We start from the raw sequence: 17,483 nt of genomic DNA, 5'->3' as shown, positions 1-17,483 counted from the left end.
TGATTGTCATTTTGCGAATTTTGATTTTCTGAAACATATCCCCTCCAGACAAAAAAGGGGGGAAGGTAGAGATTCTTGCTTCGAAATGCAATATCACCGTGCCAATCCGGTGTGTGGAGAACTTCCGGTTCCTCTAACGGTAGTTACAGTAATCTTGGATCACACAGAGGATCATTTACTGGTCGCAATACAGGAAGTGGTACGCTGTTTGTTTACGCCTCTGGAGGGAATGGTGGTTCCGCCGGGGGAGATTGCGCTAACACATCCAGATTGCAGGGATACGTTGCAGGGGCATTGATTAGCACAAATGCGAGCAACAACCCATCTTATGGGAAGACAGCATTCATCTCTTTTGCTGTCCCTGCTGGCGCAACTTATCAGATCACCTCTTATCCGGCCCAAAACTACTCTTGTGGCTCAGGGGTATTTTCAGTATTTGGATACCAAACTTAATTGAGAGTTACACAGGACGCAATACAACCTGTCTTGTGCTCGTATTTGTACCATTTTCGTGAACCAGATGGACTCTCGACTACCTGGCAGTAATGAGAATCCTCAGCATTTCCCATTCTGGCAATGGCACAAAAGTCAAATTGCCCCAAGTAACCAGTGCTGGAAAGTTGAGTAATCTTGAGCTTTCCACCTAATGCCCTCCACACACCGGATTGGCACTGGCCTCCGTGCCAATCCGGTACGTGGAAAAAAATTGGCGCAGGTGATAGCCAAATTGTTACCGCTTCAGCTACTGCGTGGCGTTGGCCTGGAGCAACGGCAACATGTCCATCTGGCAAGAAAGTCATTGGTGGAGGCGGTCAATGCAGATCAAATACCGGATTTATATGGCTCACGCGTTCCATGCCTTCAGGCAACAATGCATGGACTGCCAGTTGCGACACGACCGAAGATCAAAATGGTTCAATTACAGTTTACGCCATTTGCCAGTGACGATACTTATCACTGGCAAACCACGATGTAACTACATTTCCCCGACAGGTCAGTTCGGTGAGTACCGCCATAAAAGTTGTATTCGTCATAGAAGCCGCATTTCACAATTCGATTGGCATCATAGGTTGCAACTGACCCCGCAAAATAATTCGGCTTCCACCCGTGCGGATTTTCTGCATTACTGACACTCCAGGTACACTGGCTGGCAGAAAAACCAGATGGCAATGGGATCTGTTGTCCATTTGCTATTTTTCCTGTCAGAACAGTGCTACCTGATGCCCTTCTCCACGTACCGGATTGGCACGGTGATATTGCATTTCGAAGCAAGAATCTCTACCTTCCCCCCTTTTTTGTCTGGAGGGGATATGTTTCAGAAAATCAAAATTCGCAAAATGACAATCAGCCGGGCGCTGGACAAATACCTGAAGACAGTATCCATCCACAAAAAAGGTCATCTACAGGAGTTTTATCGCGTAAATGTGATTAAACGTCACCCTATTGCTGAACGCTATATGGATGACATTACCACTGTTGATATTGCCAATTATCGGGATCAACGGTTGGCGCAAATTAACCCCCGAACGGGGCGTCAAATAACCGGAAACACCGTCCGTCTTGAACTTGCCCTGTTGTCATCATTATTCAATATCGCCCGTGTGGAATGGGGAACATGCCGCATGAATCCTGTCGAACTGGTCAGAAAACCCAAAATCAGTAGCGGGCGCGATCGTCGCCTGACTTCAGGAGAAGAACGCCGACTTTCGCGGTATTTCAAAGAAAAAAACCAGGCTCTTTACGTCATTTTTCATCTGGCGCTGGAAACAGCAATGCGACAAGGTGAAATCTTGTCATTGCGTTGGGAACACGTCGATCTGCAACATGGGGTAGCTCATCTTCCAACAACCAAAAATGGTGCTCCACGCGATGTTCCGCTATCCAGGAAAGCCCGTAGTTACCTGCAAATGCTGCCAATACAGCTTAACGGTAATATTTTTTCTTATACATCTTCGGGATTCAAAAGTGCCTGGCGAACAGCACTTCAGGAACTGAAGATAGAAAACTTGCATTTTCATGACCTCCGTCATGAGGCTATCAGCCGATTTTTCGAACTTGGTACATTGAATGTCATTGAAGTTGCCGCGATTTCAGGCCATCGCTCCCTGAACATGTTGAAACGATACACACACCTTCGGGCTTATCAACTTGTCAGTAAACTCGATGCCCGACGCAAGCAAACCAGCAAAATCGCTCCCTATTTTGTTCCCTACCCGGCAACGGTCGAGAACAGAAACGGGCAAGTCGTTGTGACTCTGAGTGATTTCGACCTGGAAACAAGCGCAGCCACAAAAGAACAGGCCATATTTCATGCCAGCGTGTTGCTGCTACGAACACTGGCACAAGCCGCCCAGCGAGGAGAACGCGTCCCTACTCCTGGCGAACTTCCTACAAACATTGATGAACGGGTAATGATTTGTCCATTAACAAATTAGAGGATTCACTTATGATAGAACAACTACAGAGTGATTTTTTATTCTGGATATTTATTTACTTCCTGATAGTAGGTTTGCTTATCAGAAACATTCATCTTACCAGAAAAATTAAATCCATCGAAAAAAACAAAATGTTCCCAGCGGAGGAATATGCTGTCCTGGACATAGAACAGCATATGTCCAATAAATATATTGGGCGGCTAGTAACCCGTTTTATGAAGAGAACTAATGGTGCACCTTTGTTAATTGTGTTTCCAGAATACGATAAAGGAGACAACAATGAAGACAAAAATTCTCCACCATTCCAACTTGTAAAACTAACATCCAACATCAACAATATTAAAGAAATTTATTCCAATGATGATTCAAACTGTTTTCTGAATAATATTTTGGCACAAAAAAATTTATATACAACGCACTCTGGACCTAGCCAGGCATGGATTGAACATGCATATCCTTTGCAACAAGTAACTATTCTCTTACAAGGCACTCGTCATAGTGAAAGGGAAGATATAATCAGTCAACTTGAGATTATTCTTTCCAGACTAAAAAATGGAGAAAATACAGGTTTTGAGCATGACGATGATTTTGGATATTCATTTCAGTATGATGCCGCAGCAGTAGGAAAATCATCATTTTTCGATGAAGCGGCAGGAAGAAAATAAGAATAACGCTCTATCCATTGCACAGACAAATTAACGTTAATCTTTTATGAAAATCTTATTAACAATATTTATTTATCTGCTTACCGCTTTTCAGTCTGCAAATGCAGGTGGAATACCTTATACATTTAACCAGAAAATTCTTCAGGGGAAAGTTATTCGCGTTCTCGATGGCGACACCATAGAAATTAAAACACTACCCGCAAAAATTGTTGTGTATGAAGTTCCGATCCGAGTCCGATTGATAAACATCGATGCCCCTGAAAAGAAACAACCTTTTGGACGCTGGTCAACTAGTCAGCTTAAAACTCTGGTTGCAGGTAAACAGGTGACAGTCTCTTATTCACATAAAGACCGCTACGGACGCATTATCGGTCATGTGTTCACGACGAACGGCACGGATGCCAGCCGCTTTATGGTTCAGTCTGGCGCTGCATGGGTATATGAACGTTACAACGTGGATGAGTCATTACCGGCTCTGCAACGGGAAGCGCAGGAACAAAAACGTGGTTTGTGGGCCGATGCAAATCCGGTTCCACCGTGGGAATGGCGTATCAGAAATTAAGGGGGCAAGAAAATGCATTCTTCTTTTGGTTTGCCATGATTCTGTCTTTTTATCTTTGTGCAATATTAAAGGCTTCTTTTTAACAGGGGGCGGCATGTATGTAATTAATCAACAGACAAGGGACAATAATATTCTTACGTTGCATGATGTTTTTAAAATCTATCAAAATACAGGGGGGCTTCGTCTTGTAAAAACAGAGGAGAATGAAAAGTACATCTCCATTATCATTTGTGGCGTTTTTCGTATTAGAAAAAACAAAAAGAATAACAAAATCACTTTGTGGGGATACAAGCTAAGAGATAAGCACACTGGGGTATGGACCAGAAGAAATTCATTTCCTGGTAAGATTTTTTTATTCTGGTCTAAAAAATCTGCATACGACATGGACGACTGGTTAAAATATGCGATTAGCTACATCATCAAATCATTGATTGAGGCTGGATATTCAATTGAAGACAAACTCTATTTGTTACGCATTGGAGAGGAAGAGGAAAACAGTGAGAGTCGTTATATTTCCACACTATATCCATCCAATGTATATTACTCATATGAGTATGGAATACATGACATTGTTCATTGCCTTGGTAAAATAGCATCATTCAACTACCCCTATAATACACGATATATCAGCAGACATATTTTACTCGCAGAGATAAAAAACAAAATTTATCAGAGAGCATTAAAAATTATAGGGGTGGATAATGAATTTAATGCTTCAAAAGCATTGAGTAAAGCTATATGGATAATGGTAGATAAAAAGATATTTGCACAATATGCCAGAGCTTCACATTGTTCGATAGCTTACAATTCAATTCGTCAGGCATTATTTGAGGACTATCTGGATTTTTCAAAGCGAATCCATATTGTGAATGATATGGATTTTTTCGGATTGTGGCCTATGGTTGGTCGTCTAAGACAACAACATAAAAATGGTCAGTTTATACTATCTGGAAAGACAAAAGAGTTATATGAAAAAATCAGTTTTCCCTGCAAACTTAGTTATGGTGAGTTCAGAAGTTTACGACATGTTAGTTTGTCATTAGTATATGCTTTAAATGATAAACATGATAATGCATCATTCAGATTTACAGTCAGATTATTACGCCATCCACTTATCAAGAACTATCCTGTGAGAGCAATTTACTGGATTATCGATTATATTAGCATTCGAGCTTACTCAGAAAAAGAAAATGATATTTATCGTATATGCTCAAAATGGCTAGAATATCATCGTGATTTATTTAAAAACATTGGCTTTTATGACCGTAATACTGAATCCAGGCAAACATCACGCTGGGAAATGGAAACGAATCAGTTGTGTCATGCAATTGACTGGTTGTTAGCAGAAGAACGGTTAATTCATAAAAACCAGGAGTGGCCTTCTTTCTGGAGACTATCTGATGAATGGACGCGACAAGTGAAGAATAACGTTATTCCCGTAATCCCAAAATGGAAAGGAACTGGGATAAACTGGCAGAAAGTTGATAACGGTGTAAATGAATTAATTACATTTGATGCTCTGTGTCAGGAAGGTCAGGAGATGGAACATTGCGTTGCCAGTTATGCAGACTGGTGTGCATCTGGAGAATATATTGCAATTTCAGTCCTGATGGATAATGAAAGAGCCACTCTTGGACTTTCACGAAAAGAACATGATTTAACCTATCAGTTTGACCAGATGAGAGGTATTCGTAATCAGGCTGTTTCCAGAAACATGCTAATTAAAGGCAGGCATATTTTAAAAATAATCAACTCATCACTAAAAAGATAATGAGTCATCGCATCTCATTACAGCACCGATGACTGGGTGTTTATTCTTTCTGAATACAAAAACTGACTGAAAGATAAGGAAAGAAAGTTTTCTTACCTGTTTGTCTTACGCAATGGTGAACTGGTTCACCATGAGGTCAACAAATCAGAGCTTCTTTGAGAGGTTTAACATGCAATATGCATTGCTTGATGGATTTGAACGAAAGTTTTTGCTGGATGCTCTTGAATTCGGTGTTCTGAAGGACTGGAAAGAAAATCCGGTAAAAGAACTTCCTGATATTGATGAATCTGCTCACCCCTTCCATGTCTGTTATGGTGGATATTTATTAAATCCTGGTGTTTCAGATTCAGATATTAGCAGAAAAATAAAAGACCAGACAGGATTCTGGCTGGCAGCTATTGATGATACCCGCATGGATTGTCATTCAATAGCTTATTATGATATTCACACACTCCCTCTGATTTCGTGTGGTCATCAAAAGATAGTTCCTTTTGCCGCGTTAATAAAAGCTGATGAATGCATCATTTCAAAAATTTCTTCGTATTCTGGTTTTGCCGTAACAGCCTTTTTGAGAATTAAAGACCAGGATATTGCAACTAATATACTTAACCGTGAGGGGATTTTTGCTTTTAATGGCTGTGAACGCAGATTCAGACATCCAGTAAGTGAAGATAACTGGCAACAGGCAGTATCAGAAGAACGTGCTATCCGTTGTGCCAAAAGATTAATTCAATGTAAAGGATAACAAAATGAAACTTTTTATCGCAGAAAAACCCGCAGTAGCGAATGATATTGTTAAGGCGCTTGGTGGCAATTTTACCCGTCATGATGGCTGGTTTGAAAGTGATAATACTATTGTGACTAACTGTTTTGGTCATATTATCGAATCACAGCCCCCCGAAAACTATAATCCTGAATACAAAGAGTGGAAGATTGAAACACTCCCTTTGCGTCTTTATCCCGTAAAATACCAGCCAGTAGAAAGCGCCGCAAAACAAGTTAAAACGATTATTGAGCTTATCAGGCGTGCCGATGTGACCGAAATTATTCATGCTGGCGATCCAGATGACGAAGGACAGCTACTTGTCGATGAGGTCCTGGAATATGCAGGCAACACAAAACCCGTTAAGCGCGTTCTGATCAACGACAACACCCTTCCGGCAGTGAAAAAGGCACTGGCAAATCCCAAAAATAACCGTGACTTCAGAGGACTCTATCTCAAGGCTCTGGCGCGTTCTGTAGCCGACGCGATATACGGTTTATCCATGACGCGTGCTTATACGATCCCGGCACGGGCTAAAGGCTATAAAGGGACACTTTCGGTCGGGCGTGTTCAGACGCCTATTCTTGGCCTGATAGTAAATCGCACCCGTGCCAACAAGAATCATAAATCCAGTTTCTACTACACCATGACCGGGCATTTTCAACGCGGCGTTGATGTTATCAGGGCGAACTGGAAACCTGGTGAGTTCGCACCACTGACAGACCGTAAATTACTTGATAAGGCGTGGGCGAATGGAGCAGCGGCTTCCCTTGCAGGAAAACCAGCGACAGTTGAAGCAGCAGCAACAGACGATAAAAAAACGGCTGCGCCATTGCCCTTTAACCTGGTCCGGCTTCAGCAGTACATGAACAAGAAGTTCAAAATGACGGCACAACAAACGCTGGATATCACACAGCAGCTACGTGAAAAATACAAAGCAATTACTTACAACCGTTCAGATTGCTCATATCTTTCTGATGAACAATTCAGCGAAGCACCACAGGTTCTCGATGCCCTGAAGTCAGTATTCGATCAGCCACTGGACGTTGATTCGACACGTAAAAGCAAGGCGTTTAACAGTGCGAAAGTGACTGCGCATACGGCGATAATCCCGACCGTTAACGTACCGGATGTAAACGCGCTGAGCAGTGACGAGCGCAATGTTTACCTGGCAATCGCACAACACTATCTTGTTCAGTTCATGCCTGAAAAAACATACCAGGAAGTATCCGTTGCCATTCAGTGTGGTGATGAGTCGTTTTATGCCCGTGCCAGGAAAACAACAGACAGCGGATTTGAAGCGTTTCTTGGTGAGGAAAATACCGGGGATGAGGAATCAGAAGCCGAAAATGATGATTCCGCTTTTGATCTGCTCTGTAAAATTCGCACAGGAGAAACAGTGACGACAAAAGAAGTGGTTGTGAATGAGAAGAAAACAACGCCACCGCCATTATTCACCGAAGCCACTTTACTTGCCGCGCTTGTTCGTGTCGCAGATTTTGTCACTGATCCAGTGATTAAAAAGTTACTGAAGGATAAAGATCGGGATAAAAAAGACGAACATGGCGGTATTGGTACGCCAGCTACGCGGGCTTCCATATTGGAAACACTGAAAAAACGGAACTATATCACCCTGGAAAAAGGAAAACTTATTCCGACAGATACCGGGTATGCGCTTATTGATGCTCTGCCGGATATAGCTGTTAATCCAGATATGACGGCATTATGGGCGGAAAAACAGACACTCATTGAAAACGGAGAAATGACCATCGAACAGTTCGTTGACGAACTGTACAATGATCTGATACCGATGATCAGTAATGCGAACAGTGCTGAAATAAAAGTTTCCCCCAGCGCGCCGTCTGGTCAGTCACAACGCCTGTCCTCTCCTTGTCCTTCCTGTGGTAAACAGATTGTTATCAGGCCAAAAAGCTATTCCTGTACAGGATGTGAATTTAAGATATGGAAAGATTTCTGCGGCAAATCATTAACCGATAAACAAATTGAAACGTTAATAACAAAAGGAGTTACAAGTGAATTGAAAGGTTTCATTAGTCAAAAAACAAACAAAGAATTTTCAGCAAAAGTAAAACTGGTTGACAAAGCAACCGGGAAACTGGGATTTGAGTTTACACAAAAAAGTAAGAAATAAATCCAGCAGTAGAAATCAAACATCGTTGTAGCTACTATAGGACAAGGATGTTCTTCAGGAATTGTACAATGAAAACAAAACAAGACTGGCTCTTTCAGTTAAGACGTTGCTCAACACTCGACACACTTGAAAAGATTATTGAAAAAAACCAAAACAGCCTCCCTCCTTCTGAGCTTGAGTCGTTTAATGCCGCCGCCGATCACAGGCTTGCAGAACTCACAATGAATAAACTCTACGATAAAATCCCCCCATCCGTCTGGAAATATGTATATTAGTTCTCATCTATTAATATTAGATTTTTGATCGACACAAACATCAGCAATCCCTATACACCTTTCATAGAATGAATTGAACCCTGTATATAGCCTGTCTGAAATGGATATCTGGCAGGCTATCTTAATAGTGTTATAGGTGATGTGAATGTTTTTCCACATGATCACTCTTTTTCTGTTCTTATCACTATTGATACTCCTGATAAGGATATTCTCCGCCAGACTAATAATTCCGGCTGTGGGCGTGTTTCTGCCAGTATCATCACTCTGGATGGGATTTCATATGCTCACAGAAAATGAATCCTGGACAGTTTTGTTGGTTCTTATACTTATAGACTGGATTAAATCATGAAAGAATACGAAAAAGCGGCTTTAATATATTCCTTAAAGGAAAGCAATACATTAGTTCTTCGGATTATACTCATCTCTATTTTAGTTGTCGGGGTGATTTCAGGCGCGGTATACTTATATAACTTAGCGATCTCGTTGTTTGATTCAAACCCGACGTCTGTGCAATTCACCGTTTGCGGAGTAGGCTGTTTTATTGCTCTATTACTTCAATGGATATCTAATGTTGATGCAAATTACAGAGAAAGAATTGGGGAGCAACCAAGTACAATAAAAAACATTGTACAATATTTATTTGCAGCCATTATTATCATTAGTTTCATTACAATGGCATTAACAGCCTCATTAGTCTTAAAAGACTCGTCCAACATATGGCTCAACATTACTTTTATTGCATTATTACTGTCCATTTTTGTAGCTGTTATTTCTGTTTGGGGTTGATTTTTTTTCCTTGTTCACCCTTCTTAAAAAACACCCACGCAAGCCCTGCCGACATCGCCCACGCAAGCATCATCGACACCACCGTATGGCTCAAAAAATGATCGCCAATAATCATCTTATAGCAGCCCATCGCCCAGCCCAATGCCATCACCACGATGATGATCGCACCACGACGGCGGCGCAAACTTGGCGCAAACGCAAAGGCAAACAGCGCAAATCCGCTACTGGCATGCGCCGCAGGAAAGCACTTATCAGGAATGGTGTTACGCATACTATCAAGCATCGGCAAATACGGCAGCGTACCATCAAAAATCGTCAAATGCACAGGGCAGACCACATGAGTATATGCCTTCAATGACGCGACAACTGTCGGCACTAGGATCAAAGTCAGCACCAGATACGCAAGCTCACGCACGCGAAATTTTGTCACTGGGACAAGCCACTTGGCAGTGATAGCATTGCCCTTTTTCTCATGATAAGCACGGCAAATGGTCGCAACCAGCAAGTAGATCAGCATCGCCATCAGCAGCTTTTTTAGTCCAGAATACAGTAGCAAATCTGGCAAAAAAGCTTGCTTGGCAACCATCCAATGCCCCATACCCAGATAAAACCAATCAGCGACCATCAGATCAATCTGACTGTGCTCAAGGGTCAGCGTGGCAACGATCGCCATGACAAGAGCGATACTCATCTCAGCAAGTAGGCGTTTATTTGATAAATACGGCATAACAAACCCCACCCCACCGCCCATAATACGAATGGAGTGTGCGGTGGGTTTGGAAAAAATACAGGGAGAAATCAGCGGATGAATGCGGTGCGGTCTTTGACTTTGTCCGCGGTGACATCAAACAGCTTTAATAATGTCGGCGTGATCGCGTCATGGGTCAGGACGGTATCGGTTGCCATTGGCGTGATGCCAGTTTGCTTATCCGTCCAGAAAAATGCAGGCACACTGCGCTGTTCTTTTGGTGCAAAGGCATTTGGCATACCATGTAGATAGACACCGTTCTCACCCAGACTTTCGCCATGATCGCTGACATACAGCATTGAGACATCATAGGCATTGCTGTGCGTCTGCAGCCACTGGATACTTTGAGCGATGAAATCATCGGTGGCAAGCAAGGCATTGTCATAAGCATTGATCAAGGACTGATGTTCGCACTTGGCAAGCTCATTACCTTCACACACTGGCGTGAATTTGGCAAACTTTTCATCATATCGCTTAAAATACGCAGGCCCGTGATTGCCCATTTGGTGCAGCATGATCAGCATATCTTTGCCGTTATTGGCAGCGACAAAGTCATCTAAGCCAACGAGCATACCGACATCGCGGCATTCGTTATAAGGATTGGTGTTGCAGATGGCGTTGTTGGTCGCGGATTTATAATCGGCAAATTGCGCTTTTGGCAGCTTATCCATCACGCCTTTTGAGTCCGAATTATTATCACGCCACAAGATACTTACGCCCAAGCGATCCAGCGTATCCAGCACATTTTCTTGGTATTTGGCGGTATCGACATCATACTCATCCGCGCCCAGATAGCTGAACATACACGGCACAGAATACGCCGTCGATGTGCCGCACGATGTGACATTGCTAAAATTGGTCACGCCATCGATCTTGGCAAGCTGTGGGAAAGTATCGCGCTCATAGCCATTGAAGCTGACATGATCGGCGCGTGCCGTCTCACCGACGACGAACACCACTAGGCGTGGCTTACGCATATCAGGCTTGGTTGCTTGTACCGCGTCTTTGGCGTGATAAATGGTATCTTTTGGCGCACTGGCTTTTTTATACTCAATACTGGCAAGCTTACCCACCGAGTAGATTGGCATGATCGGATTGACATAGCTACGCAGCGGCTTATGCACGCGAAAGAAACTGGCATAATGACTGCTGAACGCCACCACAGGCAGTAAAATCAGCGCAAGACTTGCCACGATCAAGCCCAATCGGCGCATCAAACCCTTGCCCCAAGTCGGATAATCCACCTTAACAAAAGCCACAAGCAAACTTGGTAGCACACCCAAACCAATGATACGCATGATAAACGCTGCGTTTAATAGATCCTTGGTCTCGGCTTGGTCGGTCTGTAGGGCATTTTGGAGCATGGTCGTATCATAGACCGTGCCATAAGTGTCAGTAAAATAACTGGTCACCGCGCCCATGATTAATAGCAAAATCAACACAGGCTTTAGCACATAGCGATACGATGATAACAGCGTGGTGATCAGTAGCATCGCGCCAAAGAGCACGACAGCGATCGTCAGCACAAAGCCGAGATTGTCCGCGATGGGATAGGTTTGGCTGATTTTATCAAAAAAGGTAAGATTGGCGGTCGCGGTCAAGAAAACGGCAACACTCGCCACAAGAACAAACGGACTGACCGAGCGTCGGTACCACACAGAAGTATGCTGCATCATGAGAAACTACTCAAAAAATAAACGGTGTGATAATTGCGGCAATTATACTGCAATTTTTTAAGAAATCCAGTACAATTTATCTGATATAAAAAATTATGCGATACAGAAATATTTCAGAAATTTTATTAGGCAATCATTGCGCAATCCCATACTGAATATACACTTGAGAGTATTTATAATTTGTATCTTAAAAAGCCCGAAAACCGGGCTTTTTTCTTAATTAGTGCATGTCCTGTGAATTGTCACGCTGTTGCTGCAATTCCAGATGTTCTTCTCTGGCCTGGACAAATTGTTTTCCAAGAGCATCTTCTGCCATTTCACGAGTGAATCCGTGATTAAGCAAATCGGATTCGGCCTTCTCCCTTTCGAACTTCAGTCCTTCCCCTCTGAACTTGTCCTCAAAGCGATCAATTGCCTCAAGAATCTTGCCGTCTTCCGGCGTGCAATCCCGTCCCTGTGCTTTCTCAATTTCATGACGCTCCACGCGTTCAGCATTTTTCATTACAGCGTCAATCCCCTGAGAAATATGTTCAGACTCGACGCGATAAATGACAGTATCGCGCTTATTGAGATCATGTAGCTCGCATTCAACCCGGCCCCACTCAATAGCATCCTTGAGAGAGCTGAAATCTTTTATTTCAGCATTCAGGCCTTCATGTGTTGAGAAATAGACATAATCCTTCTGTTGTTCCAGTTTATTCACATTTTCAATAGCCCTTGTACTGAAATGGATACCTGTAATTACCGGAACACGAGCCGATGTTTGGTCCCCCGTTAAAACTTCAGAAGGTGTTTTTCCAGTGATCGCGGCAAATTGCTGCTCCGTAACATCCACTCTGGCAACTGCATCACCACGCTCTAAGCCATGCTTACCAGCGACCGCAAGGTGATAAAGACCACCTTCCCCCCTGGTAATTTCCGCCTCCACAACGATATCCCCATTGCAGGAACTGAACTGAGAACGGTCTTTAACCAGGAAGTTTTCAAGCCCGGAGATCATATGCTCGTTAGCTGAAATACTGGCGAGTATCTCTTCTGGTGATTCTCTGGACGAATCCCCCGCCTGTTCCATCACTGCCATATTAGCGTCATTAACAGCGTCCTTAATTCCTTTAAAGGCGATTTCTTCTCTTGTTACAGGTGTGATTAAGATATCATCCTGGTTAAGCCCGTGCTCCTGAAGCATCTTATTTTTATATTCAGATGCGTCGTGCAATGACTCAAAAGTCTTAATATCTTCACTAAACTCATCCTTCGAAAAAGAAACCGCATACACTGGAGTACGGTATTCTTCATATGAATTGGCAATTATTTCAAATGGCCTATCAAACGTTACTAATGCCCCCTCTGGATAAGAGGATAATTCATCGGTTGAGACAGTTTTAGACATAAGCACAACAGTATCAAAACCATCACCATTTAAATAATTGCTTTCATATTTTTCTATTGCAGAAGATTTGCTTTCCTCATAACACTGAATAGCCGCATCTTTAGAATGAAAGACGATACCTTCATTCAAATCATGGAAGCGACTAAAGTTTATACAATAAATTTCCTGTTTATTATGCACCTGCGCAGTAGCCTGATCGTGTTGAGTAGTAAGCTGCTCCTGAATCAGAGCCTGTGTTCTGTCAATACCTAACTCATTCACAATTTTGCAAAATTCTTTTGCGTCGTTTTCATTATCAAAACTGGCAACGTCAAAAATATCATCGCTGTCTCCAGGTACATGTCCCAGCACTTCCCAAATCTCATTTTCATCGCTATCCAGAGATTTCAAATAGCCAAATTCACCATTTGTGCCTTTACTAAGCATCTGTGAATCCAGGGTGTTTGCCCTGGTAATAACACCAGGATCATATGAAGATGTGGCCTGCGCTGCGACCTGTGCTTGCTCTGTGGCCTGTGCCTGCTCTGTGGCCTGTGCCTGTTCGGTAGCCTGTTCCTGTTCGGTAGCCTGTTCCTGTTCGGTGACCTGTTCCTGTTCGGTGGCCTGTTCCTGCTCTGTAGCCTGTGCCTGCTCTGTAGCCTGTGCCTGTTCTGTAGCCTGTGCCTGCTCTGTAGCCTGTGCCTGCTCTGTAGCCTGTTCCTGTTCGGTGGCCTGTTCCTTCAATGCATCACCTTTCTCTATTCTGGATTCGGACTCCTGGCTATTTTCCTGTGTTTCCACCTGCTCAAACTTATTACCCTGAAGTTCTGCTTTTAATTCCAGCATCATCTGTTGATACTGCTCCGGGCGTAAAATAATCTTCATGTCCTGCTCTGCGGCAACTTCAGCGCACATTTTTTTGAAATCTTCAGAGCCGGTAAGTTTGAGTACACCACCAAACTTTTCCCTGGAATACTCAAGCATTATTCCGATCTCTTCTTTTGAAGGATTTTTACCCGCAACGACAAAGTTCCCTTTGTCGGTAAAGACAGGCTTTTCCGATTCCTGATCGCGATAAACAATCCTGGAATCCTGCTTATCCATCACAAGATCTTTTAGTTTGGAGTTAACCTTTTTCGCCTCTTCTAAGCGGCGCTGGGAATCCACCGCTTTCTGAAGCGAAAGTTCGGGTTCGTCAGCAGAAATGGCGTTGATTTCATCGAAGTTGAGATAGCTTTTGAGACGTTCAAGGGCTTTCATTTCATCTTTATCCTTATGCCAGTCAGCATGATATTGACGAATTATGTGTCGCCCCTCTGTGTCGAGTTCAGAAAGACGCTCAAGTGTGGTTAGTTTTTTGTAAACAATCACACCCACGGCAATATCACGCTGTTCACGTGGTATTAACTTCAACTCGCGTCTCATCTCTCGCAGATCATTATACAGCTTGCCACGCTCAAACCTGATAGTATTTCGTAATGTTTTTTCCGATAAATTCAGTGAGTTAAGACGCTCACGGGCTTCATGATGCGTAAGGCGTCTGTAGGTTGGATAGCGCGTATATGGCGTGTTTTCTAACTGCTGTGAATAAACTTCAAGCAGAAAGGATTTCGCATCTTTCCAGGCAAGATTAATATGCTTTGTCAGAAAATCAGATGCGTTCATATTACGATTCCCCACAGAAAACCGGGGGGAACCGTCCTTTGCTGTTCTGATTTTATGCTGCGCTGGAATAATATTAAAACGCTCGGCGGCAGAAGACAGAAACCTGACAGGATCAATATTTCTGCGAATTTCTGCCATCGTTGCAATTTCGTTTTTCTCTGCCGCCTCATTCAGAGTCTGAAACATCGTTTCACACAAAAAAGAAGAGCGTTCAAGACTTTTTATTCCTGACTCTGTGAATTGTCTATCATAATCCCGTCGCACATCCTGACCAGGATGTTCTCTTTGCGATAATTGCTCTGCCAGATCACGCTGCGAAATATCTGACAATACACTGACAGAGTCGGGTCTTGTGAATCCATTGATTCCGTAAACCATACCGCGTTGGGGCATACGTGACAATCCGACTGTTGCTTCAGATTGACGGATTCTGGCAAACTTTTTAGGACACGACTTGTAACCTCCCGCTCGTCCTGACGTTTGCTGAGAATTTCTTTCGTTAAGTTTTTCTCTTGAGTCATATTCTTTTATCCTCTCTTTCAGAAATTCAATCTGCTCTGCTTCAGATAAACTTGTATAGTCCTTACGAACGCTGGCGTTGAGAAAAACATGTTTAATCTCGTGACTGGTTTTGTTTACCCAGGTATTGAGACGTTTTTCTATTTGCTTAGGCGTAGGTTTTTGAAGAGTCAACTTTCCCTCTTCAATATAGTTTTTACGAAACAACGGGCTTTTCAGATTAGTGAACTTTTTATCTCCCGGTAACTTAACAGCAATATATTCACTGGCCTTTCCTTCATTTCTTATCCTAACCTCACCATATTCTGCAACAATCTGTTTGAATACAGCATAATCACTTACTTTTTCTTTTTCAATTCGATAATTCAATTCATTCTTAAATGCAGAATTACGCTCTACATCAAGATCTGCTTTTACTCTCTTTAAAATAACACTATAATCGCTATTTTTTCTCGGAAAGTCCTTCGGGCTGGCAAGATTATATTTATTATTAATATGCTCCTGTATTGCATCTAGCTGTTCGATAGTATGACCTTTCCCTATAAGGCCAACAGGATCAAGTTTATCTCCTGTAACTAGATTAACCTTTGGAATGACAATGTGAATATGAGGCTTTCTTTCAATTAACTCTCCTGTACTATTATCCTGAATATGCCGGATTTTTGGCAAATGTGCTTCAGCATAGAAAGAATATTCTTCAGGATGATAAGCATTCATCAATAATTTTTTATAATCATCCACAACCGCCTTTAACATTTCATTTGATACGTGACTTTCATGAAAAGACAACGTAATGTGCAAATAACGGTCCTGTTTGTTGTCTTCAATAGAATTGATAATCTTATCTGTAGTCTGGAGATCACCATCAAGAACAACACGATGATCAAGTTCATCACGTGTGTACTGACGTTCTGCTTTGCGACCATTTATCAGGTAATCAACAATACCGTCATTACCACCACCATATCTGACAATCATTTGGCTATCTCCTGAAGACGATCACGAATACCAATCAGCACATTTAAAATCTTTTTATAAAGCGCCTCTGATATAATACCCTTTAAATGATCTGAGTTTAAGCGGTGAGCTATCTGGTTAATATTATTCCCAGCCCAACTTAACTGAGAAAGACACCGTTTGTATTCCGGGATATGGCGTTTATCTGATGTGTAGTTTTTTATTTTACCAATAGTAAGCAGCCTGAAAAATTCAGACTTACTAATTTCAAGCTCTCTGATTGCTCTGTCAAATGGAGCATACTCTTCTTCTGTAAGTCTGAATGTCACATGAACACTTTTGTTGGCTTTTTTCTTCATAAGTCCTCAAGGTTCGTAGAACCGCACTAGAACGGCTGCGCCGTTCGGGGTTGCAAAGGGGCGTCCCCTTTGGCACAAGCATTGTAACATGGCCGGAACGGGCTTGTGTACAAAGCTTATCGTGCCTGTGTTTTAGGAGAACAAGAAAATGCTGTGCATACAGCCCACACAATGACTCACATAATAACCCACAACTCAAAACACACAGCCCACACAATCACCCACACTTTAACCCACAAAAAAAGACCACAATCCCATTGACAACCCACAAAACAACCCACATAATCACCCACACAAACGGCGAGCAAATTGCTTTAAATAAGGTATTATGCCAATGTAGGAGGTAGAGAGAGAGAGGAAATGTAACAAATGAAAAAGATCGAGAGTTTATTATCTCCAATATGCGAGGCTATAAACGAAACAAAATCGAAATCAAAACAGGCTGTCTTCAATATGTATTTGCAAAATATACTTGAAGCAAAGAAATATTATACATGGGAGCAAATAGCTGATTACATAAACAACAACACCAAGACAGAACTAGCCCAAAAGACTTATATAAATATGACAGAGAGGGCTAAAAAAAGACAAAAATGCACTGAACCAAAAGAACAGGCAAAAACCATAGATGTAATTGATCAGAATGAAACTAAAGACGATGAACCGAGAGGGGGGGTAAAAGGTTTTTTTTCAAACATTAGTGAGAACAAAAAAGAAATAGAGCACGATCCAAGTGCTACGAATGAAAAATTCATAAATAAATATCTTTAAGTAAAGGAGC

The 17,483-nt window shown here is 42.3% G+C and carries 14 protein-coding genes and 1 pseudogene; 10 read left to right on the top strand and 5 right to left on the bottom strand.

Features of this window, described 5'->3' with window-relative positions:
- On the top strand, positions 1-298 hold a 298-nt coding region (locus ACJHYO_RS22210; protein WP_410232572.1), incomplete at its 5' end, for a hypothetical protein.
- A 151-nt stretch (positions 299-449) separates the two neighbouring features.
- On the opposite strand, the pseudogene ACJHYO_RS22205 reads toward ACJHYO_RS22210, so the two are convergent.
- Positions 450-671, bottom strand: a pseudogene (locus tag ACJHYO_RS22205) (shufflon system plasmid conjugative transfer pilus tip adhesin PilV); the annotation flags it as partial.
- 639 nt (positions 672-1,310) lie between these two features.
- Here ACJHYO_RS22205 and ACJHYO_RS22200 point away from each other — a divergent pair.
- The 8 genes from ACJHYO_RS22200 to ACJHYO_RS22165 all read left to right on the top strand — a co-directional run bounded on the left by ACJHYO_RS22200 (position 1,311) and on the right by ACJHYO_RS22165 (position 9,409).
- Positions 1,311-2,435, top strand: coding sequence for a site-specific integrase (locus ACJHYO_RS22200; RefSeq protein WP_000486719.1), 1,125 nt, complete (start codon positions 1,311-1,313; stop codon positions 2,433-2,435).
- An 11-nt stretch (positions 2,436-2,446) separates the two neighbouring features.
- A complete protein-coding gene (locus tag ACJHYO_RS22195) occupies positions 2,447-3,100 on the top strand; it encodes a hypothetical protein (RefSeq protein ID WP_015387348.1) in 654 nt (217 codons plus the stop codon).
- Between the two features lie 46 nt (positions 3,101-3,146).
- The gene (locus tag ACJHYO_RS22190; RefSeq protein WP_000698398.1) at positions 3,147-3,662 is read left to right on the top strand and encodes a thermonuclease family protein; all 516 of its coding nucleotides are present in this window, start codon (positions 3,147-3,149) and stop codon (positions 3,660-3,662) included.
- A 94-nt stretch (positions 3,663-3,756) separates the two neighbouring features.
- Positions 3,757-5,433, top strand: a complete 1,677-nt coding sequence (locus ACJHYO_RS22185; RefSeq protein ID WP_000289347.1) for a PcfJ domain-containing protein — start codon at positions 3,757-3,759, stop codon at positions 5,431-5,433.
- 169 nt (positions 5,434-5,602) lie between these two features.
- Positions 5,603-6,178, top strand: coding sequence for a hypothetical protein (locus tag ACJHYO_RS22180; RefSeq protein WP_001303470.1), 576 nt, complete (start codon positions 5,603-5,605; stop codon positions 6,176-6,178).
- Positions 6,179-6,182: 4 nt separating this feature from the next.
- Complete coding sequence (locus ACJHYO_RS22175; RefSeq protein ID WP_063078686.1) at positions 6,183-8,348, top strand: type IA DNA topoisomerase; 2,166 nt, start codon at positions 6,183-6,185, stop codon at positions 8,346-8,348.
- 68 nt (positions 8,349-8,416) lie between these two features.
- Positions 8,417-8,623: a hemolysin expression modulator Hha gene (hha, locus tag ACJHYO_RS22170; RefSeq protein WP_000850854.1), complete on the top strand. Its 207-nt coding sequence runs from the start codon at positions 8,417-8,419 to the stop codon at positions 8,621-8,623.
- A gap of 345 nt (positions 8,624-8,968) precedes the next feature.
- On the top strand, positions 8,969-9,409 hold the full coding sequence (locus tag ACJHYO_RS22165; RefSeq protein ID WP_000666084.1) for a hypothetical protein: 441 nt from the start codon (positions 8,969-8,971) through the stop codon (positions 9,407-9,409).
- On the opposite strand, the gene ACJHYO_RS22160 is transcribed toward ACJHYO_RS22165, so the two are convergent.
- The 4 genes from ACJHYO_RS22160 to ACJHYO_RS22145 form a co-directional block, all read right to left on the bottom strand.
- Entirely contained in the window at positions 9,390-10,136 is a 747-nt protein-coding gene (locus ACJHYO_RS22160) for a PAP2 family protein (RefSeq protein WP_063101822.1), read from the bottom strand. The two genes, ACJHYO_RS22165 and ACJHYO_RS22160, sit on opposite strands and share 20 nt — an antisense overlap.
- A 71-nt stretch (positions 10,137-10,207) precedes the next feature.
- Positions 10,208-11,833 (bottom strand): phosphoethanolamine--lipid A transferase MCR-1.1, encoded by a 1,626-nt coding sequence (locus ACJHYO_RS22155; protein ID WP_049589868.1) that lies wholly within the window; start codon positions 11,831-11,833, stop codon positions 10,208-10,210.
- 220 nt (positions 11,834-12,053) lie between these two features.
- Complete coding sequence (locus ACJHYO_RS22150) at positions 12,054-16,364, bottom strand: LPD7 domain-containing protein (protein WP_104773483.1); 4,311 nt, start codon at positions 16,362-16,364, stop codon at positions 12,054-12,056.
- Positions 16,361-16,702: a plasmid mobilization protein gene (locus ACJHYO_RS22145; protein ID WP_000725934.1), complete on the bottom strand. Its 342-nt coding sequence runs from the start codon at positions 16,700-16,702 to the stop codon at positions 16,361-16,363. Before ACJHYO_RS22145 ends, ACJHYO_RS22150 begins: the two co-directional genes overlap by 4 nt.
- A 369-nt stretch (positions 16,703-17,071) precedes the next feature.
- Between ACJHYO_RS22145 and ACJHYO_RS22140 the strand changes: the two genes are divergently transcribed.
- Positions 17,072-17,473 (top strand): zinc transporter, encoded by a 402-nt coding sequence (locus ACJHYO_RS22140; protein WP_104773484.1) that lies wholly within the window; start codon positions 17,072-17,074, stop codon positions 17,471-17,473.
- Positions 17,474-17,483 lie beyond the last annotated feature (10 nt).

The organism is Escherichia sp. WS1118, from assembly GCF_046487695.1.
Classification (GTDB): Bacteria; Pseudomonadota; Gammaproteobacteria; order Enterobacterales; family Enterobacteriaceae; genus Escherichia; species Escherichia coli.
Note: the sequence above shows the minus strand (reverse complement) of the source record. Positions and strands in the feature narration are given on the sequence as shown.

Bases quoted from the DNA above. Each gene is read 5' to 3' on its own strand.
- ACJHYO_RS22140 (WP_104773484.1), top strand. From the start codon at position 17,072: ATGAAAAAGATCGAGAGTTTATTATCTCCAATATGCGAGGCTATAAAC.
- ACJHYO_RS22145 (WP_000725934.1), bottom strand. From the start codon at position 16,702: ATGAAGAAAAAAGCCAACAAAAGTGTTCATGTGACATTCAGACTTACA.
- ACJHYO_RS22150 (WP_104773483.1), bottom strand. From the start codon at position 16,364: ATGATTGTCAGATATGGTGGTGGTAATGACGGTATTGTTGATTACCTG.
- ACJHYO_RS22160 (WP_063101822.1), bottom strand. From the start codon at position 10,136: ATGCCGTATTTATCAAATAAACGCCTACTTGCTGAGATGAGTATCGCT.
- hha (WP_000850854.1), top strand. From the start codon at position 8,417: ATGAAAACAAAACAAGACTGGCTCTTTCAGTTAAGACGTTGCTCAACA.
- ACJHYO_RS22175 (WP_063078686.1), top strand. From the start codon at position 6,183: ATGAAACTTTTTATCGCAGAAAAACCCGCAGTAGCGAATGATATTGTT.
- ACJHYO_RS22200 (WP_000486719.1), top strand. From the start codon at position 1,311: ATGTTTCAGAAAATCAAAATTCGCAAAATGACAATCAGCCGGGCGCTG.
- ACJHYO_RS22180 (WP_001303470.1), top strand. From the start codon at position 5,603: ATGCAATATGCATTGCTTGATGGATTTGAACGAAAGTTTTTGCTGGAT.
- ACJHYO_RS22190 (WP_000698398.1), top strand. From the start codon at position 3,147: ATGAAAATCTTATTAACAATATTTATTTATCTGCTTACCGCTTTTCAG.
- ACJHYO_RS22155 (WP_049589868.1), bottom strand. From the start codon at position 11,833: ATGATGCAGCATACTTCTGTGTGGTACCGACGCTCGGTCAGTCCGTTT.
- ACJHYO_RS22185 (WP_000289347.1), top strand. From the start codon at position 3,757: ATGTATGTAATTAATCAACAGACAAGGGACAATAATATTCTTACGTTG.
- ACJHYO_RS22165 (WP_000666084.1), top strand. From the start codon at position 8,969: ATGAAAGAATACGAAAAAGCGGCTTTAATATATTCCTTAAAGGAAAGC.
- ACJHYO_RS22195 (WP_015387348.1), top strand. From the start codon at position 2,447: ATGATAGAACAACTACAGAGTGATTTTTTATTCTGGATATTTATTTAC.